Annotated in this window: 17 protein-coding genes and 1 riboswitch; of the genes, 9 read left to right on the top strand and 8 right to left on the bottom strand. The window is 70.3% G+C overall.

Annotation, left to right across the window (positions count from 1 at the left end; translation table 11 throughout):
- Positions 1-154: 154 nt before the first annotated feature.
- From OHB00_RS30255 to OHB00_RS30240, 4 genes are all read left to right on the top strand, one after another.
- A complete protein-coding gene (locus tag OHB00_RS30255) occupies positions 155-1,516 on the top strand; it encodes a sensor histidine kinase (protein WP_406439369.1) in 1,362 nt (453 codons plus the stop codon).
- Between the two features lie 233 nt (positions 1,517-1,749).
- On the top strand, positions 1,750-2,457 hold the full coding sequence (locus tag OHB00_RS30250; RefSeq protein WP_406439367.1) for a LuxR C-terminal-related transcriptional regulator: 708 nt from the start codon (positions 1,750-1,752) through the stop codon (positions 2,455-2,457).
- A gap of 202 nt (positions 2,458-2,659) precedes the next feature.
- A complete protein-coding gene (locus OHB00_RS30245; protein ID WP_406439365.1) occupies positions 2,660-4,588 on the top strand; it encodes a 2-oxoacid:acceptor oxidoreductase subunit alpha in 1,929 nt (642 codons plus the stop codon).
- Positions 4,589-4,592: 4 nt separating this feature from the next.
- Positions 4,593-5,654 (top strand): 2-oxoacid:ferredoxin oxidoreductase subunit beta, encoded by a 1,062-nt coding sequence (locus OHB00_RS30240; protein ID WP_406446052.1) that lies wholly within the window; start codon positions 4,593-4,595, stop codon positions 5,652-5,654.
- An 84-nt stretch (positions 5,655-5,738) separates the two neighbouring features.
- Here the strand turns inward: OHB00_RS30240 and OHB00_RS30235 are convergent, their stop codons facing one another.
- Positions 5,739-6,137, bottom strand: coding sequence for a winged helix-turn-helix transcriptional regulator (locus OHB00_RS30235; protein WP_406439364.1), 399 nt, complete (start codon positions 6,135-6,137; stop codon positions 5,739-5,741).
- A 92-nt stretch (positions 6,138-6,229) separates the two neighbouring features.
- On the opposite strand from OHB00_RS30235, the gene OHB00_RS30230 reads away from it, so the two are divergent.
- The 3 genes from OHB00_RS30230 (at position 6,230) to OHB00_RS30220 (ending at position 8,665) form a co-directional block, all read left to right on the top strand.
- Complete coding sequence (locus OHB00_RS30230) at positions 6,230-7,081, top strand: SDR family oxidoreductase (protein WP_406439362.1); 852 nt, start codon at positions 6,230-6,232, stop codon at positions 7,079-7,081.
- Between the two features lie 131 nt (positions 7,082-7,212).
- A complete protein-coding gene (rarD, locus tag OHB00_RS30225) occupies positions 7,213-8,169 on the top strand; it encodes an EamA family transporter RarD (protein ID WP_406446050.1) in 957 nt (318 codons plus the stop codon).
- Between the two features lie 31 nt (positions 8,170-8,200).
- Entirely contained in the window at positions 8,201-8,665 is a 465-nt protein-coding gene (locus tag OHB00_RS30220; RefSeq protein ID WP_406439361.1) for a VOC family protein, read from the top strand.
- Between the two features lie 9 nt (positions 8,666-8,674).
- Here the strand turns inward: OHB00_RS30220 and OHB00_RS30215 are convergent, their stop codons facing one another.
- The 6 genes from OHB00_RS30215 to OHB00_RS30190 all read right to left on the bottom strand — a co-directional run bounded on the left by OHB00_RS30215 (position 8,675) and on the right by OHB00_RS30190 (position 15,594).
- Complete coding sequence (locus tag OHB00_RS30215) at positions 8,675-9,799, bottom strand: tetratricopeptide repeat protein (RefSeq protein WP_406439359.1); 1,125 nt, start codon at positions 9,797-9,799, stop codon at positions 8,675-8,677.
- A 178-nt stretch (positions 9,800-9,977) separates the two neighbouring features.
- Positions 9,978-10,865, bottom strand: coding sequence for an ABC transporter permease (locus OHB00_RS30210; protein ID WP_406439358.1), 888 nt, complete (start codon positions 10,863-10,865; stop codon positions 9,978-9,980).
- Positions 10,852-11,901, bottom strand: a complete 1,050-nt coding sequence (locus OHB00_RS30205) for an ABC transporter ATP-binding protein (protein WP_406439357.1) — start codon at positions 11,899-11,901, stop codon at positions 10,852-10,854. The genes OHB00_RS30210 and OHB00_RS30205 overlap by 14 nt, the downstream gene beginning before the upstream one ends.
- Before the next feature lie 57 nt (positions 11,902-11,958).
- Positions 11,959-13,230 (bottom strand): LolA family protein, encoded by a 1,272-nt coding sequence (locus OHB00_RS30200; protein WP_406439355.1) that lies wholly within the window; start codon positions 13,228-13,230, stop codon positions 11,959-11,961.
- Positions 13,231-13,503: 273 nt separating this feature from the next.
- Complete coding sequence (locus OHB00_RS30195) at positions 13,504-14,442, bottom strand: CHRD domain-containing protein (RefSeq protein WP_406439353.1); 939 nt, start codon at positions 14,440-14,442, stop codon at positions 13,504-13,506.
- Positions 14,443-14,583: 141 nt separating this feature from the next.
- Positions 14,584-15,594, bottom strand: coding sequence for a polyprenyl synthetase family protein (locus OHB00_RS30190; protein WP_406439351.1), 1,011 nt, complete (start codon positions 15,592-15,594; stop codon positions 14,584-14,586).
- A gap of 1,271 nt (positions 15,595-16,865) precedes the next feature.
- A riboswitch (cyclic di-AMP (ydaO/yuaA leader) is annotated at positions 16,866-17,062 on the top strand.
- Positions 17,063-17,067: 5 nt separating this feature from the next.
- Between OHB00_RS30190 and OHB00_RS30185 the strand changes: the two genes are divergently transcribed.
- On the top strand, positions 17,068-17,556 hold the full coding sequence (locus OHB00_RS30185; RefSeq protein WP_406439350.1) for a transglycosylase SLT domain-containing protein: 489 nt from the start codon (positions 17,068-17,070) through the stop codon (positions 17,554-17,556).
- A 13-nt stretch (positions 17,557-17,569) separates the two neighbouring features.
- Here the strand turns inward: OHB00_RS30185 and OHB00_RS30180 are convergent, their stop codons facing one another.
- The gene (locus tag OHB00_RS30180) at positions 17,570-18,376 is read right to left on the bottom strand and encodes an HAD family hydrolase (RefSeq protein WP_406439348.1); all 807 of its coding nucleotides are present in this window, start codon (positions 18,374-18,376) and stop codon (positions 17,570-17,572) included.
- A gap of 149 nt (positions 18,377-18,525) precedes the next feature.
- On the opposite strand from OHB00_RS30180, the gene OHB00_RS30175 reads away from it, so the two are divergent.
- Positions 18,526-19,116, top strand: coding sequence for a hypothetical protein (locus OHB00_RS30175; RefSeq protein ID WP_406439346.1), 591 nt, complete (start codon positions 18,526-18,528; stop codon positions 19,114-19,116).
- The last annotated feature ends 5 nt before the right edge of the window (positions 19,117-19,121 follow it).

Raw genomic sequence — 19,121 nt, 5'->3', positions numbered from 1 at the left:
GAAGGGGGTGGGGAAAACCCCCCTTCCAAGAGGCCGACGGACTCCATGGTCCGTGGACCTGCGGCGCAGCAGGGTGGAGGTACGGCAGGACAGGCCGGTGAAGCCCGTGCAGCCGATGAGGCAGGGCTGGACAGGACAGGAGGGGACGGCGCCGATGGCCGCGGAATACGGACACGAGTACGGGTACGGGTACGGGCAGGACCACGGATACGGCCACGAGCCGTACGGTGAGCGTCGCCATCGGGTGCCGGCCGTGCTGCGGGCGCCGTTCGAGGGGCGCAGTTGGCGCGAGTTCGGCTATGTCCTGCTGGGTCTTCCGGTCGGCGTCACGCTGTTCGTGTGGACCGTGACGATGCTGTCCCTCGGCATCGGTCTCCTGGTGACCTTCATCGGGATCCCGCTGCTGGCGGTGGCCCTCGCCGGCTGCCGTGGCTTCGGGGCGCTGGAACGGGCACGCGCGCGTGGGCTGCTGAAGCTGGAGGTGGCCGACCCGGAGCCGCTGCGGATGCGCAAGCCGGGTTTCTTCTCCTGGGTCGGCGCGGTACTGAAGAGCGGCACGTCCTGGCGTCATCTGCTGTACGCGGTCCTGCAGTTCCCCTGGTCGATGTTCTCCTTCGTCGTCGCCCTCAACTTCTGGGCGTACGGCTGGGCCCTGCTGACGTATCCGCTGTGGTTCTGGGTGTTCCCGGTCTGGGCCGGGCAGGGCGGGCTCCAGCTGTACGGCGACGCGCACCACAGCGTCTACCTCGACAACCCGTTCGAGATCACCGTGACCGCGCTGGTGGGGCTGCTGTTCACGTTGGCCACGCCGTGGATCGTACGGGCGCTGACGCTGGTGGACCGGGTGATGGTGCAGGGGCTGCTGGGGCCGTCGAAGCTGGCGTCGCGAGTGGTGGAGCTGGAGTCGGACCGGGGGATCGTCGTGGACGCGGCAGCCGCCGACCTGCGGCGGATCGAGCGGGATCTGCACGACGGGGCACAGGCGCGGCTGGTGGCGCTGGCCATGGATCTGGGGCTGGCGAAGGAGAAACTGCGGGAGGATCCGCAGGCCGCGGCGCGGATGGTGGACGAGGCGCACGGTGAGGTGAAGACCGCGCTGCAGGAGTTGCGGGACCTGGCGCGCGGGATCCATCCGGCAGTGCTGACCGACCGGGGGCTGGACGCGGCCCTGTCCGCGGTGGGCTCGCGGTGCTCGGTGCCGGTACGGGTGGAGGTCGACCTGACGGAGCGGCCGGCGGCGGCGATCGAGGGGATCGCGTACTTCACGGTGTCCGAGTTGCTGCAGAACATCAGCAAGCATGCGCGGGCGAGTGGGGCGGCGGTGGATGTGTGGCGAAGTGCGGACCGGTTGATGCTGCAGGTCGTGGACGACGGGGTGGGGGGTGCGGACACGGCGCGGGGGTCGGGGCTGGCGGGGCTCGCCGAGCGGCTGGACGCGGTCGACGGGATCCTGGTGGTGGACTCGCCGGTGGGTGGGCCTACGCGGGTGACGGCGGAGCTGCCCTGGCGTGGCTGAGGACGGACTCTCGCCCCCGCCGCCGCCCCTACCCCCGCGCCGTGTCCGCACCCCCCACTCGGAGGCCTGCCGCCCTCGTCCCCCCGCTTCGGCCTGAACGGCCTCGTCCTCGGACGCCGGACAGGCTGGAGGGGGGGTGCGGACCGTGCGGCCTGATTTGGTTCGGTACCTCTCCTTACCCGCACGCACTCCGATCCGAATGCTGGAATGCTGGACTTTCGGACAGGGCAGGCATGTACGCCGGACGGGGTGTGGGGGGCCGGGAGATCGTGGAGGACAGGGTGCGGGTGGTCATCGCCGAGGATTCCGTGCTGCTCCGGGAGGGGCTGACCCGGCTGTTGACCGACCGGGGGCATGACGTCGTCGCGGGCGTCGGGGATGCGGAGGCGCTGGTCAAGACCATCGCCGAACTGGACGGGCAGGACGCGCTGCCGGACGTCGTCGTCGCGGATGTGCGGATGCCGCCGACGCACACCGACGAGGGCGTGCGGGCCGCCGTACGGCTGCGGAAGGCGCATCCGGGGCTCGGGGTGCTGGTGCTGTCGCAGTACGTGGAGGAGCGTTACGCCACCGAACTGCTGGCCGGTTCCAGCCGGGGCGTGGGGTATCTGCTGAAGGACCGGGTCGCCGATGTCCGGGAGTTCGTGGACGCCGTGGTGCGGGTCGCCGCGGGAGGTACGGCGCTCGATCCGGAGGTCGTCGCCCAGCTGCTGGGCCGGAGTCGTAAGCAGGACGTCCTTGCAGGCCTCACCCCGCGGGAGCGGGAGGTCCTGGGGCTGATGGCCGAGGGGCGGACGAACTCGGCGATCGCGCGGCAGCTGGTCGTGAGCGACGGAGCCGTCGAGAAGCATGTCAGCAACATTTTCCTCAAGCTCGGACTCTCCCAGAGCGACGGTGACCACCGGCGCGTTCTGGCCGTTCTGACGTATCTGAACTCCTGACGGGCCGACGGCACCGTGTCGGCACCGGAAGGCGGCCAGGGGGAGGGAAAATCATGACAAGTCAGGGCGACAGGTCGTCTCGGAACTCTGTCCAGCATGCGAGCTGGCACGGGAAGGCGACCCTAACCGACGTAGGGTTGGTTGCGGGATGGTCCGTGAGACGACCACGCCCGGGCAGCCGCCTCGAAGGAGGTCCAGTTCAGTGACCAGCCAGGTCAGCAGGACAACGGAACAGGCCGACGGAACCGTCGTGGGAGAGCAGCGCAAGCCGGGCGGTGTGAAGGCCGTCCGGCGCCTGGATCGGGTGATCATCCGGTTCGCGGGGGACTCGGGTGACGGTATGCAACTCACCGGTGACCGGTTCACATCGGAGACCGCGTCCTTCGGTAATGATCTGTCGACCCTTCCCAATTTTCCGGCCGAGATCCGGGCCCCCGCAGGCACTCTGCCGGGGGTTTCCTCGTTCCAGTTGCACTTCGCCGACCACGACATCCTCACGCCGGGTGATGCGCCCAACGTACTGGTCGCGATGAACCCGGCCGCGTTGAAGGCGAACATCGGGGATCTGCCGCGGGGCGCGGAGATCATCGTCAACACGGACGAGTTCACCAAACGGGCGATGCAGAAGGTCGGCTACGGCACCTCGCCCCTGGAGGACGGGTCGCTGGACGGCTACAGCCTCCATCCGGTGCCGTTGACCACGCTGACCGTGGAGGCACTGAAGCAGTTCGACCTCAGCCGCAAGGAGGCCGAGCGCAGCAAGAACATGTTCGCGCTCGGCCTCCTGTCGTGGATGTACCACCGGCCGACCGAGGGCACGGAGCGATTCCTGAAGCAGAAGTTCGCCCGCAAGCCGGAGGTCATGAACGCCAACCTGGCGGCCTTCCGGGCGGGCTGGAACTTCGGTGAGACGACCGAGGACTTCGCGGTCTCGTACGAGATCGCCCCGGCGACCACCGCGTTCCCGGTGGGCACCTACCGCAACATCTCCGGGAACCTGGCCCTGGCGTACGGCCTGGTCGCCGCGAGCCGGCAGGCGGATCTGCCGCTGTTCCTCGGCTCGTACCCGATCACCCCGGCCTCCGACATCCTGCACGAGCTGAGCAAGCACAAGAACTTCGGGGTGCGCACCTTCCAGGCGGAGGACGAGATCGCCGGCATCGGCGCGGCCCTGGGCGCGGCGTTCGGCGGCTCGCTGGCCGTGACGACGACCTCCGGTCCCGGGGTGGCCCTGAAGTCGGAGACGGTCGGGCTCGCGGTCTCGCTGGAGCTGCCGCTGCTGGTCCTCGACATCCAGCGGGGCGGGCCGTCCACCGGGCTGCCGACCAAGACCGAGCAGGCCGACCTGCTGCAGGCGATGTACGGCCGCAACGGCGAGGCACCGGTCCCGGTCATCGCCCCCAGGACTCCGGCCGACTGCTTCGACGCGGCGCTGGAGGCGGCCCGGATCGCGCTGACCTACCGGACCCCCGTGATGCTGCTGTCCGACGGCTACCTGGCCAACGGCAGCGAGCCCTGGCGGATCCCGGAGCTGGAGGAGCTTCCCGAGCTGCGGGTGCGGTTCGCGAGCGGCCCCAACCACACCCTGGAGGACGGCACCGAGGTCTTCTGGCCGTACAAACGCGACCCGCAGAGCCTCGCCCGCCCATGGGCGGTCCCCGGCACGCCCGGCCTCGAACACCGCATCGGCGGCATCGAGAAGCAGGACGGCACGGGCAACATCTCCTACGACCCGGCCAACCACGACTTCATGGTCCGCACCCGGCAGGCCAAGATCGACGGCATCGACGTCCCCGACATCGAGGTCGACGACCCGGACGGCGCCAGGACCCTGGTGCTGGGCTGGGGCTCCACGTACGGGCCGATCACGGCGGCGGTACGGCGACTGCGCGCGGCCGGGGAGCCGATCGCGCAGGCGCATCTGCGTCACCTCAACCCGTTCCCGCGGAATCTCGGCGCCGTGCTGAAGGGTTACGACAAGGTGGTGATCCCCGAGATGAACCTTGGTCAGCTCGCCACCCTCGTCCGGGCGAAGTACCTGGTGGACGCGCATTCGTACAACCAGGTCAACGGCATGCCGTTCAAGGCCGAGCAGCTCGCCACGGCGCTCAAGGAGGCCATTCATGACTGACGCCATGACCGACGCCACGGACGGACTGCTGCAACTCGTCCCCAAGGCCGAGGCGAAGCAGTCCATGAAGGACTTCAAGTCCGATCAGGAGGTGCGCTGGTGCCCGGGCTGCGGTGACTACGCGATCCTGGCGGCCGTGCAGGGATTCATGCCCGAGCTGGGGCTGGCGAAGGAGAACATCGTCTTCGTCTCCGGGATCGGCTGCTCGTCCCGCTTCCCGTACTACATGAACACGTACGGCATGCACTCCATCCACGGCCGCGCCCCCGCGATCGCGACCGGGCTCGCCACCAGCCGGCGGGACCTGTCCGTGTGGGTGGTGACCGGTGACGGTGACGCGCTGTCCATCGGTGGCAACCACCTCATCCACGCGCTGCGCCGCAACGTCAACCTGAAGATCCTTCTCTTCAACAACCGCATCTACGGGTTGACGAAGGGGCAGTACTCGCCGACGTCGGAGGTCGGCAAAATCACCAAGTCGACACCGATGGGTTCGCTGGACGCCCCGTTCAACCCGGTGTCGCTGGCGATCGGCGCGGAGGCGTCCTTCGTCGCCCGCACCATCGACTCCGACCGCAAGCACCTCACCGAAGTGCTGCGCGCGGCCGCCGCCCACCCGGGCACTGCCCTGATCGAGATCTACCAGAACTGCAACATCTTCAACGACGGCGCCTTCGACGCCCTCAAGGACAAGCAGTCCGCCGAGGAAGCGGTGATCCGCCTGGAGCACGGGCAGCCCATCCGGTTCGGCGCGGACGGCTCGCGCGGTGTCGTGCGCGACCGGCTCACCGGCGACCTGAAGGTGGTCGACGTGACCGCGGACAACGAGTCCGAGATCCTCGTCCACGACGCCCACTCCCCCTCCCCCACCACGGCCTTCGCGCTGTCCCGGCTGGCCGATCCCGACACCCTGCACCACACGCCCCTCGGCGTCTTCCGCTCGGTGGCACGGCCCGTCTACGACGTGCAGATGTCCGAGCAGCTGGACACCGCCGTGGAGCAGCACGGCAAGGGCGACCTGGCGGCGCTGCTGGCCGGCGGGGACACCTGGACGGTCGTGGGCTGAGACCCTGAGGACAGGGTGGGGCCCGGACGGTGCGTCCGGGCCCCGCTCGCGTCCTCAGGGCTCAGGGCGCCGGGTTTCAGACCCTCAGGCGCGCTTCGCGTCGTCGTACGCCTTCCGGGCCCGCTCCACGTCCGCCATCCGCCGCTCGGTCCACAGCGCCAGATCCCGTACCTGCCGGGCGGCCTCGTCGCCGAGGTCGGTGAGGGAGTAGTCGACGCGGGGCGGGATGACGGGCTTGGCGTCCCGGTGGACGAGGCCGTCGCGTTCCAGGGTCTGGAGGGTCTGGGTGAGCATCTTCTCGCTGACCCGGCCGATCGCGCGTCGCAGCTCACTGAAGCGGTGGGGGCGGTCCAGGAGCTGGATGAGGACCAGGACGCCCCAGCGGCTGGTGACGTGCTCCAGGACGAGGCGGTAGGGGCACATCTCCGCGCCGACGACGTACTTCGCGGCGGCGGGACCGGCTTCCGGGGTACTTACGGTCATGCAAGTACCTTACTTCAAAGTGGGTACTTTCATTTGGTTAGCGCACCTCCTAGGGTTAGTGACATCCGCACCCCACAAGGAGATCGCACACCATGAGCATCGTTGTCACCGGAGCCACCGGACACCTCGGCCGTCACGTCGTGGCGCAGCTGCTGGAGAAGGTCCCGGCCGAGCAGATCACCGCCGTCGTGCGCGACGAGGCCAAGGCCGCCGACTTCGCCGCCCGGGGCGTGAGGATCGCCGTCGCGGACTACAACACCCCCGAGACCTTCGCCGGCCTCTTCGCCGCCGGTGACAAGGTGCTGCTGATCTCCGGCAACGAGTTCGACAAGGGTCGCCCCGCCCAGCACAAGGTCGTCATCGACGCCGCCAAGGCGGCCGGCGTGGCTCTGCTGGCCTACACCAGCGCCCCGGGCAGCCTGAAGGCGTCGCTGGTGGACGACCACCGCGCCACCGAGGAGGCCCTGCTCGCCTCCGGCCTGCCGTACACCCTGCTGCGCAACGGCTGGTACCACGAGAACTACACCGAGAACCTCGCCCCGGTCCTGGCGCACGACGCCGTCGTCGCGGCCGCCGGTGAGGGCCGCGTCTCCTCCGCCTCCCGCGCCGACTACGCGGCCGCCGCGGTCGCCGTGCTGACCGGCGAGGGCCACGAGAACCAGACGTACGAGCTGGGCGGCGATGTCGCCTGGAGCTTCGCCGAGTACGCGGCCGAGCTGAGCGCGCAGACCGGCAAGGAGATCGCCTACAACGCCGTGCCCGGCGAGGTGCTCCAGGGCATCCTGACGGGCGCCGGCGTGCCGGAGATGTTCGCCGCGATTCTGGTCGACGTCGACGCGTCGATCGCCAAGGGCGAGCTGGTCGTCGACTCCGGCGACCTCGCCCGTCTGGCCGGCCGGCCGACCTCCCCGATCTCCGAGGCGATCACCGCCGCGCTCAAGTAAGCCCCCCGGAAGACAGCACCCCGGCCTGTCAGGACCGTATACCGATACGGCCATGACAGACCGGGGTGCTCGGCGCTACCTTCGTCCCGGCGGTGTGCTGAAGCGGGGCGTGAGGAGGGCCGGTGGCGGACATGTCGAAGGGTGAGCGGCGGACAGGACTGGTGAACGGCTTCGCGGCCTACGGGATGTGGGGGCTGGTCCCCCTGTTCTGGCCGCTGCTGAAGCCCGCCGGGTCGGTGGAGATCCTGGCCCACCGGATGGTGTGGTCCCTCGCCTTCGTCGCCGTCGCACTCGTCTTCGTACGGCGCTGGGCCTGGGTGGGCGAACTGCTGCGGCAGCCGCGGCGGCTGGCCCTGGTGGCGGTCGCCGCCGCCGTGATCACCGTCAACTGGGGCGTCTACATCTGGTCGGTGAACGCCGGACACGTGGTCGAGGCCTCCCTGGGCTACTTCATCAACCCCCTCGTCACCATCGCCATGGGCGTGCTCCTGCTGAAGGAACGGCTGCGGCCCGCGCAGTGGGCGGCGGTGGGCGTCGGTTTCGCCGCCGTCGCCGTGCTGACCGTCGGCTACGGTCAGCCGCCGTGGATCTCCCTCGTCCTCGCCTTCTCCTTCGCCACCTACGGACTCGTCAAGAAGAAGGTCAACCTCGGCGGCATCGAGTCACTCGCGGCGGAGACCGCGATCCAGTTCCTGCCGGCACTCGGCTATCTGCTGTGGCTGGCCGGCCACGGCGAGTCCAGCTTCCTCGACGACGGCGCCGGGCACGCGGCCCTGCTGGCCTCCACGGGCATCGTCACCGCCGTCCCGCTGGTCTGCTTCGGCGCCGCCGCGATCCGCGTCCCACTCTCCACGCTCGGCCTGCTGCAGTACCTGGCGCCGGTCTTCCAGTTCCTCTGCGGCATCCTCTACTTCCACGAGGCCATGCCCGCCGAGCGCTGGGCCGGCTTCGCCCTGGTCTGGCTCGCCCTCGCCCTGCTCACCTGGGACGCGCTGCGCACCGCCCGCCGGACCGCCCGGGTGCTCGCGGCGGCGCCCGTACCACGGCCGGCGACCCCGGTGGCGGAGACTCCCGCAAGTCAGGTGTGACCGTCACAGCCGTCGGCTATAAGTGGGCGCCATGACGCAGACGCCCGCACCCCTGCACTGGAAGCTCGTCATCGACGCCCGCGACCCGCACGCGCAGGCCGACTTCTGGGCCGCCGCGCTGCACTACGTGACCGAGGACAACAGCGCGCTCGTCGAACACCTGCTGGAAGTGGGCGCACTGCCGGGCGCGGCCACCCTGGAGTACCACGGCCGTGCCGCCTTCCGTGACCTGATCGCCGTACGGCACCCGGACGACCCGTACGACGAGGAGCGCGGCACCGGGCTGGGCAGGCGGCTGCTGTTCCAGCGGGTGCCGGAGGCGAGGTCCGGCAAGAACCGGCTCCACATCGACCTGCACGCCGGCGAGGGGCAGCGGGCGGACGAGGTGGCACGCCTGGAGGCGCTGGGCGCGACCGTGGTACGCCATGTCTCGGAGCCCGCCGGGGCGTGGACCGTGATGGCCGATCCGGAGGGCAACGAGTTCTGCGTGCAGTGACGACGGCGCTCAGGCGTTCTGGGCCGCGCGGCGGGCGCGTTCCGTCAGGCGGGCCATCCGGGCGCGGGCCGACTCCAGTTCCTCGACGTCGTCGGCCGCCGGGCCGTCCTCGGCAGTGAGCCCCGTCCACAGGTCGATCAGCTCGTCCCCGAGGCGCAGCCCGTGCTCGGGGTCGCGCACCGCGCGCCAGGCGGTCGCCGCGCTCCGCACGTTCCCGTACGCCGCCTCGCCGTCCCGTGCCTGCCGGTGCTGCCGGGCCAGGTCCAGGGAGAGGTGGAAGGCCCGCACCGGGTCGCCCGCCAGGTAGGAGATGTACGCGGTCAGCTCGCCCAGGTGCAGCACCTCGGTGTGGCTGTCGCCGAGGACCGCGGTGGCCTCGGCGACGGTGCGCTCCGCGAGCTCGGCCGCCGCTTCGATACGGCCCGTGCGGACCGCCTCGTTGATCCGCGCCACCGGCTCGGTGAGCAGCGCGGCCCCCTCCGCCGTCAGCGTCACGGGCTCGTCCCCGAGCACTTCCTCGGCGACCGCGTCGAAGCCGCGGGCGGGGGTGGGGGTGGAACGGGGGTCGGGGTCCGGATCCCGGTCGGCCATCGGCTCTTCGGGGGCGGGGACAGGGGCTGTCTCCAGGGCCGGGACAGGGGTCATCACGGGCGGCGGGCCGAAGACTCCGGTGGGGGGCTGGACGGTGCCCGGGGCGGGCGGCAGGGGCGGGACCACGGCCGGCGGTACGGGCGGTACGGGCGGTGTCGCCGGGACGGCGGGCGGTTGTGGCGCTGCCTGCTGGGGGAACGCCGGCGCGGGTTCCTTCGCCGCGGGGTGGTCCTTCGGCTCGGCGGCCGGTGCCGCCAGTCGTACCGGGTCGCCGGTGAAACTGCTGGAGCCGTCCAGGTTCACCTGAAGGGGGACGACGTAGCCGATGCGGGTGTCGTGGACGGTGGCGAGCACCGGGCGGCCGGTGGCGCGGGCGAGGCGCTGGAGGTGATTGAGGACCGCCTGCTGGGGTTCCTCACCGGGGCCCGGCAGCAGCGGTACGCCGTCCACGGACGCGGCCGCGCCGGCCACCCGGACGTCGACCGGTACCAGGCGCCCCTCCTGCTGGACTTCCCGCTTCTCCTCGCGGCTGAGTCGGGACATCGGCCCTCATTCCCCCGGCGTCACCGTCCGGTCGTGCCCGGTCGTGCTTCGGTCGTACTCGTGCGTACGGTCCAGTCTCGCCGCTCGGCACGGCTCCCACGTCACCACGACGTCACAGCCTCGCACCAGGAAGGAGCACCCGGCGGGGCGCCGGCGGACCCGGACCGCACGGGCCCGGCTAGGCGGTGATGTCCCTCGTCGTGAACCGCGCCCAGGCCGCCGATCCGAACACCGCCGTGTACAGGGCCTGCAGCTCCAGGTTCTTGACCAGGTCGTCCCAGTAGACGGGGTCGCGTATCAGGTCGGCGAAGGACAGCCAGTAGTGGGAGAAGAAGTACGGCTGGAGCGCGTGCAGCTGGGGGATCTGGTCGAGGATCTGGACGGTGATGAGCAGGCCCACGGTCGTCGCCATCGCCGCGATGCCGCTGTTGGTCAGGGTGGACACGAACAGGCCGAGGGCGGCGACGCCGGCCAGGGACGCGGCGACCACCAGGGCGATCAGCAGGGCGCGGCCGAGGCCGTCGGCGAAGGAGATCCGGGTACCGGAGATCGTCGTCAGGTCGCCCAACGGGAAGAGCAGCGCACCGACCACCAGCGCGGAGGTGGCCACCACCAGGGTCGCGACCAGGCAGAAGGCCATCGTCGTCGCGTACTTGGTCAGCAGCAGTCGGGTGCGGCCGGCCGGGGCGACCAGCAGATAGCGCAGGGTGCCCGCGTCGGCCTCGCCCGCGATCGCGTCCCCGGCCACCACTCCGACGGCCATCGGCAGGAAGAACGGGAGGGTCGCGGCCAGTGCCGTGAACACCAGAAACAGTCCGTTGTTGGTGACCTGGGTAATGAAGGCCGGGCCCTCGCCGCCGCCGCGGCCGACCTGCCCGCCGCCCCGCGTCTCGATCCTGACCGACACACCGACGAGGATCGGCACCGCCGCCAGTACGCCCAGCAGTGCGAGGGTACGCCAGCGCCGGAACGTGGTGACGAGCTCACTGCGCAGCAGACCGAGGCTCCACAACGGACTCGGCCGCACGGCCGCTGTGTCCACGACGGCCAGGTCAGCCTGCGACATCGAAGCCCTCCCCGGTCAGTGCCACGAACGCGTCCTCAAGCGAGGCCCTTTCCACGGTGAATCCGCGGACCCGGACAGCCGCCCCGACGAGCGCCGCGTTCACCTCGGCGAGGTCGCGTTCGGGCGGCTCGCCGGTCACCCGGTCCTCGCCGACGACGACGTCCGCGACACCCTGCTCCTTGAGCACCCGGGCCGCCTCCACGGGGTCCGGGGTGATCACCACGAGCCGGCCACGGGCCCCGGCCGCCAGGTCGGCCACCGCGCCCTGGGCGATCAGCCTGCCCTGGGCCATCACGGCCGCATGGGTGCAGACCTGCTCGATCTCGTCGAGGAGGTGGGAGGAGAGGAACACGGTCGTGCCGTCCCCCGCCAGTTCCCGCACCAGGGTGCGGATCTCCCGCATGCCCTGGGGGTCGAGGCCGTTGGTCGGCTCGTCCAGGACCAGCAGCTTGCGGGGCTGGAGCAGCGCGGCGGCGAGGCCCAGGCGCTGCTTCATGCCGAGGGAGTAGGCCTTCGCCTTCTTCGCCGCGGCGGCCGCCAGGCCCACCCGGTCCAGCGCGGCCTCGACGCGGGCGCGCCGGGTGCGGGGGTCGGCGGTGGGGTCGGCGGCGTCGTACCGCAGCAGGTTGTCGCGGCCGGAGAGGAAGCCGTACAGCGCCGGGCCCTCGATGAGGGCGCCGACCTGGGGCAGTACGACGCGGGAGCCGCGCGGCATCGGATGGCCGAGGACGCGGGCCGTGCCCGAGGTGGGCTCGATCAGGCCCATCAGCATGCGGATGGTGGTGGTCTTGCCGGAGCCGTTGGGGCCGAGGAAGCCGAAGACGCTGCCCGCGGGGACGGTCAGGTCGAGACCGTCCACGGCGAGCTGTCCGCCGCGGTAGCGCTTGGTGAGGCCGCGAGTGTCGATGACACTCGCTCCCACCGGACCGTCGGCCTCCGGCTTCCCGGCGTCTCCGGAGTCATCTCCGGAGTCCTCGGGCTCCCCAAGGTCCTCCGGGTACTCCGGCTGCCGTTCCGTGGCGGACGGTCGGTCCATCAGCTCCCTCGTTCCTCGTGCGGCAAAGGGTACTTACCGCACCCGCACGGCCCCGAATTATCCCGCGTTCGCCGCCTTCACCAGCGCCGCCTTGTCCACGGCGCCGACGTACACCTTGCCGTCGTCCGTCATCAGGGCGTTGATCAGCCGTGTGGAGAAGACGGTGCCCTTGCCGAACTTGCCGGAGACGGGGTCGCCGAGCGAGCCGAGGAAGCCGCCCAGGTCGCCGCCACCGGAGGCGGAGCCCGTGGGCAGACCGCCCTTGCTGCCGGTGTCGAGGACAGCTATGGAGTTCCAGCCCTTGCCGAGGACGTCGAACCCGGACTTGTCGAGGCCCTTGGCGGAGCCGTGGCCGGGCGCCTCGGAGGCCTTGCCGCCCTGATCCGTCCCGTCGCCCTTGCCGGTCTCACCGGCCTTGCCGGCCTTGCCGGCCTTGTCGCCCTCGGTGACCTTGGCGCCCTTGGGCGGGGTGAAGTCGAAGGTGGATGCGGCCGGCTTCGCGAAGCTGACCTGGGTGTAGCCGGCGTCGACCACGGCCGCGCCGCCGCTCGACGGGGTGAGCGTGAACTTCAGCGGGGTGCCGGTCTTGGCGTCCACCGCGATACTGATCGCGCCGACCGTCGTACCGGACTGCTTGGGCTTGATGACGAGCCGGTAGGCGTCGCGGCCGGCCACCTGGGCGGTGCCGTCGACCGTCACCGAAGTGGTGCTGTCGACCGACTTGAGGAACTCGTCGGCGAAGTCCTTGGGCGTGGCCGGTACTTCGTGCTGCTCGGCCTTGCCGGAGTCGGCGACGGCGGAGTGGTAGACCTCGTTGGACTTGCTGTCGTAGCCCCACACGTCGGTGCCGTTGTGGATGAGGCTGTACTCGGCGCCGCTCTCCAGCACCGACACCTTCTGCTTCTCGGGGCCGTCGGCGGCCACCCGCAGGGTGTGCGTACCGGAGGCCAGCTCGGTGAGCTTGCCGGTCGGGTCGGCGGACGAGTCGTCGCCGCTGCCCTGAGTGGCCCCGGACAGCAGGCTGCTCTCCAGACCGCCGAGGTCGGGCAGGCCGAGGTCAGTGCTGATCTTCACGGTGCCGGACAGCTGCTGCACGTCCGACTTGGCGATCTTGTCGATGAGTTCCTGCGCGGTGATCTTCGGCAGGTCGGGGTCACCGGAGTCGGCGAGCGCCGGGACCAGGCCGATGGTGGCCGCGGCCACCCCCACCACCGCGACCGGGACGACGTATCGTGCGGCCTTGCGCCGCCGCTCGGCGCGCAACTCGGCGCGCAGCTCGTCGCCGGCCTGCGCGGCCGCCGTGCTGTCGTCGGATTCGTACGGTGCCATGTGTGCCTTACCTCCGTCGTCGGCGGCGGCCGTCCTCGCACGTGTCCCACCCTGAGCCGCCATTCTCACCCGAATCGGTGAGCGGTGGTGATTTCCGTGGTTTCCATCTCACCAAATCGGGGGCGGAGAAGCGTCAGACCACGGAGCCAACTCCGTGTACACCTGCGGTATGACACAAGGGTGGAGGCGCCTTCCCCGACCCGTAGGGGTCGTGCTGCGAAGGCGCCTCCTCTCACCGTGCCGGGTCCGCTCGGCTCACGTGCCGTGGCCGGCTCAGTACTGCACGAACACGTAGTCCGCCCGGTAGGGGACGCCGACGACGGCGCCCGGGGTGCAGGAGCCGGCCGGGGCCACGCCGCCGACGGTGTTGAGGCGCAGGATCTCGCCGGTGTGGGCGAGCAGTCCGTGGTTCTTGCCGGACCGGGTGGCCTTGAGGTCCAGCTCGGGGATGTTGCCCGCGCCGTTCGCCGTCTTGGTCAGGACGGCTCCGGTGACCGCGCTCCCGTCGGGTGCGACCCACTGCGGGGTGCCGGAGTTCGGTGCGACGAAGGAGTGGCGGATGCCTCCGCCGAGCTCGGCGCTGACGTCCCGCTGGGCGAAGGCGTAGCCGCCGTCGGCGGGCTTGCACTCGTAGATCTGCTTGCCGGTGACGACGGAGGCCTGGAAGCCACCGCCCTTGAGGTCGGAGACGGTGGTGACGGCGTGCAGCTGGCCGCGGAGAGCGCCGCCGGGGAACTCCGCGGTGTGCAGGTTGGCGTAGAAAGCTCCGGGGTCGGTGGTGAGCTGGGTGAGCAGGGCCTTGTCGGTGACCTTGACGCTGCCGGTGACGGTGTGACCCCTGGCCTTCTTCAGCAGTTTGCCGAAGTCGATCCTGACGGCGCCGTTGGTGCCCTTGGCGCCCTGGTGGATGTGCAGGTCGGTGGGCTTGCCGGTGCCGCGCCAGGTCACGGCGACGGTCACCTTGTCCCCCTTGATCTGGATGAACTCCAGGGCGGCACCGTCCTTGTCCCCGCCGGCGGGCCCGCCGGCGACGGGCACCTCGTTGGCACCGCGCAGGCCGGCGGCGAGAACGACGGAGGCGGTGGAGCTGTGGCCGGCGGAGCTGTGGCCGGTTGCGGCGGATGCCGGGGCGGCGGCACCGCCGAGAGCGGTGACGATGACGGTGATGGCGGCGGCGACGAGGCTCTTGCGGCGCGTTGCGTCGATGACCATGATTCCGTTTTCTCCCCCTGTGTCAGCCGACGCCCCCTGCGTCGGCTTTCCGGGGAGGAGTACGGAACGCGTCCCGGATTGGACTCAGTCCAGCAATATGACCCAGGTCACATGAGGATGCCCTCGGAGGCTCGGCGGAGCCTATCCGGCGCGGTGCACCACCGCGTCGCACAGCTCCACCAGTGCGGCCTTCGGGTCGCACTCCGGCAGCGGAGCCAGCGCGGCCCGCGCCTCCTCCGCGTAGCGGACCGCGTCCCGGCGGGCCAGCTCCAGCGCGGGATGGGCCCGGAGCGCCGTCAGGGCCTCCGCGTGCCGCGTGTCGTCCGTCAGGTCGGAGTCGAGCAGCTCGCACAGGGCGATGTCCTCGGCCAGCCCCAGCCGGGCTGCGCGTTCCCGCAGCCGCAGCACCGGAAGCGTGGGCACCCCCTCGCGGAGGTCGGTTCCCGGGGTCTTCCCGGACTCATGGGAGTCGGAGGCGATGTCCAGGACGTCGTCGGCCAGCTGGAAGGCGACACCGAGCCGTTCGCCGTACTGGGTGAGGACGTCGACGACCGTCTCGTCGGCACCGGACAGCATCGCGCCGAAGCGGCAGGAGACAGCGACCAGCGAGCCGGTCTTGCCGCCGAGCACGTCGAGGTAGTGCTCGACCGGGTCACGCCCGTCCGTCGGGCCTGCCGTCTCCAGGATCTGGCCGGTCACCAGCCGTTCGAACGCGAGGGCCTGGACCCGGACCGCCTCGGGGCCGAGGTCGGCGAGGATCTGGGAGGCACGGGCGAAGAGGAAGTCGCCGGTGAGGACGGCGAGCGAATTGCCCCAGCGGGTGTTGGCGCTGTCGACACCGCGCCGCACGGAGGCCTCGTCCATGACGTCGTCGTGGTACAGCGTGGCCAGGTGGGTGAGCTCGACGACCACGGCCGACGGCACGACACCCGGCGCGTACGGGTCGCCGAACTGCGCGGCGAGCATCACCAGCAGCGGCCGGAACCGCTTCCCCCCGGCCCGCACGAGGTGCTGTGCGGCCTCCGTGATGAACGGGACCTCGCTCTTGGTAGCTTCTAGCAAGCCTTCCTCGACAGCCGTCAATCCGGCCTGGACATCGGCTTCCAGAGCCTGGTCCCGCACGCTCAGCCCGAACGGCCCGACGACGGTCACGAGGGGTCTCCTGTCTGCTGGTGTCTACTGGCGATTACGCGGTTTGTCGATAGGTCGCTGCCATCACTCAAGTCAGCGTATCCGGTCAGGTTTCGATCACCGATAGCGCCCACGGTTACACCCCGGGCGCTATCGGATCACGACCGTTATGTTTTTGATCAGCCGATACGACCTGACATCCACTGACTTAACAGCAAGTGCAGACAGTTGTCCCGAACCATGGCCCAGGCCGTGTCCCGCACCAGGACCGACACCGGGGCCAGCGCCGGGTTCGGGTCCGGGTCCGGGCGTGAGGGTCTGTCCGGCGGCGAGTCTCCCGACTGACTGCTACCCCGAAACCGTCCCTTCCCTCCCGAGCGACATCACCTGCCCGGAGGTACCCCCTCCCCTGCTTGCCGAAGCCGACGAGGGCAGCTGGTGCACGAACGGCGCCACCTCCCGCACATCCGTACGCGCCACCTCCACGAGACCACGCGCGACACCCTCCGCCCCCCTTGACCCACATCTCCTTGACCGGCGGAACGGCCTCCCACGCCCGTGGCACCTCGCCGACCGCCCACAGCAGCCGCCGACCGGCCCACTTCGCGGACGACAGCATTGACAACGATGCGCATCACAGCGGAGGTTCCACCCTCCCGGCGGACACTCACCCGGGAGGTCCCGGAGCCCGCCACTCCATCCTCAACGTGACGAGCGTCACGGCTCAGCGATCACCTTCCCAACGTCCCAGCCATGTCCGGACGGCGGCACGCGCGCGTACCGGAGCTTCCGAAGTTGACGAGGGGCACGCCGGAGAGACACCCGATCGAGCGAGCAGGACCCACTGCCGGCGCACAGCCACCTCGCCATTCAGTCCACGCCATTCACCCCGAATACCCCACAATCCGACAATTTGGACTTTCCGTTTGAATCACCCACATCGACGCCCACTCCGTCACCCAGTGGAGGCGATTCATGTGAATGCGGGTGGGAAGTTTTTCCGTCGAACCAGGAAAAAGGTGGATTCCATGAATCCCTCATGTCCGATTTGCGGTTATTGCGATTTCGTGAAGTAGGTCACATGGGCCCCGGTACCGCAAGGCAGGTGGCGCCCCTTCCTTTCCTTTTCCTGCGGGCCAGTTGAGGCTTGGCGATCGCAAAGGATCAAGCACCACATACGCCTCAGGCGAAGGTCAATCGGTGTGTTGTGTGAATGGACTACTTGTTCCGGACATGTGCTCTCGCATACGTTCCCGCTCGCCGGGCGGACGCCGAATCCTGCCGCCGCCCGTCGTGACCCATCGACGAGTCCATTCGCACGGCAGGAGCGGGGGATCCAGGTAAGTCGCCGGACCGGGCGGCCGACGTCACCCAACAGACGTCGTTCCGGAACGGCTAGGGGTGAAGTCGCATCGTCTTCGGGCGGTGCGGCCGGGCACTCCCCGAGCCCGAACCCGACAGCTCACCTCGCAGGCGACGGAGAGGAACTTCGCCATGCCCGCTGCCGTTCAGCACTGCCGTCCCCGCCGTAACCGCATTGTCCGCACGCTCGCCGTCGCCTGCACCGGCGCCGCCGTCCTCGCCCTTCCGCTGATCGGGGCGACCGCCGCCTCCGCCGCCGGGTCCTCCAGCACGACGGCCTCGACGACCCTCGCCGGGTACCCGAACAACCTCGACGGCTGGATCCGCGAGTCGCTCGCGATCATGTCGGAGAAGCACATCCCGGGCACCTACAACGGCATCTACCGCAACGTGATGCGGGAGTCCTCGGGCAACCCGAAGGCCATCAACCTCTGGGACTCCAACGCGGCCGCCGGCATCCCCTCCAAGGGCCTGCTCCAGGTGATCGACCCGACGTTCAACACCTACCACGTGGCCGGCACGTCGTTCGACATCTACGACCCGGTCGCCAACATCACCGCCGCCTGCAACTACGCCGCCGCGCGGTACGGCTCGATGGACAACGTCCACGGCGCGTACTGATCGACGCCCCGGGTCAGTCGAAGAGTCTTTCGAGGACGACGGCGATGCCGTCGTCCTCGTTCGACGTGGTGATCTCGTCGGCCCGCGCCTTGAGTTCGGGATGGGCGTTGGCCATCGCCACTCCGTAGGCGGCCCACTCGAACATCGGGATGTCGTTGGGCATGTCGCCGAAGGCGATGGCCTGTCCGGAGCTCAGTCCCAGATGGTCGGCGGCCAGCGCGAGCCCGGTCGCCTTGGTCACCCCGCACGGCTGTAGTTCGACGGTCCCGGGCCCCGACATGGTGACCGTCGCCAGCGATCCGACCACCGAGCGGGCGGTCGCCGCCAGTTCGTCGTCGGACAGGGTGTGGTGGCGCAGCAGTACCTTGCTGATGGGCGCGCACCACAGGTCGTCGCGGCGGGCGACGCGCAGTGCGGGCAATGTGGGGTGGGGCATCAGATAGCCGGGCTCGATGAGCGTGAGCCCGTCCACGCCGTCCTGGTCGACCGCCGCGTACACCTGGCCGACCTCGGCCTCGATCTTGCCGAGCGCGGTCTCCGCCAGCTCCCGGTCCAGGGTGACCGACCACAGCAGCCGGTCCGCGCCGGCGTCGTACACCTGCGCGCCCTGGCCGCAGACCGCGAGTCCCGTGCAGCCGAGGTCGTCGAGGAGCGGGCGCACTCTCGGCGCGGGGCGGCCGGTCACCACGAGGTGCCGGGCACCGGACCGGCCGGCCCGCGCGAGCGCGGTGAGCGACCGTTCCGAGAGGGTGTCGTCGGCGCGCAGCAGCGTGCCGTCCAGGTCGGTGGCGATCAGTGAGTACGGGGAGGGTGCGACCATGATCAGAGAATACGGACAGCACGCCCCTGCGACTCACTGTGCGTTTCGGCCTCAAGTGGCGCCCGCCCCCGCCGTGATGGGGCCGTTGTCAGTGACGGGCGTTACGTTGTCGGTGAGGCGGTTGTACCGATCCGGCGGGGGTGTTGGTGGTGACGGACGGGTGGGGGGACTTCCGGGAGTATCTGCTGGCAGCGGCGACCGGGGTGCTGGAGCGGTTCCCGGAGGAGTCGCGGCCTGAGATCTACGCGCTGTCGTTCCGTGTCTGGCGGGTCGACGACGACAAGCGCAGACCTTATGTGGCGATCGGCTACAACACGGAGAGCCAGTACGCGGCCGAAAGACGCCGCGAGGACCCGGACGAGGCCCGCTGGAACTACGCGTGCTGGCTCCTCGACGGCTTCGAGATGCTCGGCAACTGCCCTGAGGACCCGGCCGGCAGCGCGCTCTACGTGGAGGAGGTCCGGCGGCTCGGACTCTGGTTCGACGGGGACGAGGACGCCGCCGAACTGGACGCCGCGCGCGAGTTGTTGGGGCGGCACTTCGCCGACGCGTGCGTCCGGCTGGCCCGGGATCTGCACGACAGCGGCCGGATCGAGAAGGTCCTCGGGCGGCCACTGCCGGTGGTTGTCTTCGACATGTACTGCCCGGGCTGGGAGGTCGAGGCCACCCGGGCGGCCAACCCGCCGGAGCTGATCGAGGAGTTCCTGGCCTGGCAGTGGGCGGCCGAGGAGGAGGCGTAGGCCTC

Source organism: Streptomyces sp. NBC_00631, assembly GCF_045206895.1.
Classification (GTDB): Bacteria; Actinomycetota; Actinomycetes; order Streptomycetales; family Streptomycetaceae; genus Streptomyces.
The sequence above is the reverse complement of the archived record's forward strand: the minus strand, read 5'-3'. Positions and strand labels throughout refer to the sequence as shown.

What these genes read in the sequence shown, in the direction of transcription:
- OHB00_RS30200 (WP_406439355.1), bottom strand. Translation starts at nt 13,230, where the DNA reads ATGGCACCGTACGAATCCGACGACAGCACGGCGGCCGCGCAGGCCGGC.
- OHB00_RS30215 (WP_406439359.1), bottom strand. Translation starts at nt 9,799, where the DNA reads ATGTCCCGACTCAGCCGCGAGGAGAAGCGGGAAGTCCAGCAGGAGGGG.
- OHB00_RS30255 (WP_406439369.1), top strand. Translation starts at nt 155, where the DNA reads ATGGCCGCGGAATACGGACACGAGTACGGGTACGGGTACGGGCAGGAC.
- OHB00_RS30220 (WP_406439361.1), top strand. Translation starts at nt 8,201, where the DNA reads ATGACGCAGACGCCCGCACCCCTGCACTGGAAGCTCGTCATCGACGCC.
- rarD (WP_406446050.1), top strand. Translation starts at nt 7,213, where the DNA reads ATGTCGAAGGGTGAGCGGCGGACAGGACTGGTGAACGGCTTCGCGGCC.
- OHB00_RS30210 (WP_406439358.1), bottom strand. Translation starts at nt 10,865, where the DNA reads ATGTCGCAGGCTGACCTGGCCGTCGTGGACACAGCGGCCGTGCGGCCG.
- OHB00_RS30250 (WP_406439367.1), top strand. Translation starts at nt 1,750, where the DNA reads ATGTACGCCGGACGGGGTGTGGGGGGCCGGGAGATCGTGGAGGACAGG.
- OHB00_RS30195 (WP_406439353.1), bottom strand. Translation starts at nt 14,442, where the DNA reads ATGGTCATCGACGCAACGCGCCGCAAGAGCCTCGTCGCCGCCGCCATC.
- OHB00_RS30185 (WP_406439350.1), top strand. Translation starts at nt 17,068, where the DNA reads ATGCCCGCTGCCGTTCAGCACTGCCGTCCCCGCCGTAACCGCATTGTC.
- OHB00_RS30180 (WP_406439348.1), bottom strand. Translation starts at nt 18,376, where the DNA reads ATGGTCGCACCCTCCCCGTACTCACTGATCGCCACCGACCTGGACGGC.
- OHB00_RS30230 (WP_406439362.1), top strand. Translation starts at nt 6,230, where the DNA reads ATGAGCATCGTTGTCACCGGAGCCACCGGACACCTCGGCCGTCACGTC.
- OHB00_RS30240 (WP_406446052.1), top strand. Translation starts at nt 4,593, where the DNA reads ATGACCGACGCCACGGACGGACTGCTGCAACTCGTCCCCAAGGCCGAG.
- OHB00_RS30235 (WP_406439364.1), bottom strand. Translation starts at nt 6,137, where the DNA reads ATGACCGTAAGTACCCCGGAAGCCGGTCCCGCCGCCGCGAAGTACGTC.
- OHB00_RS30205 (WP_406439357.1), bottom strand. Translation starts at nt 11,901, where the DNA reads ATGGACCGACCGTCCGCCACGGAACGGCAGCCGGAGTACCCGGAGGAC.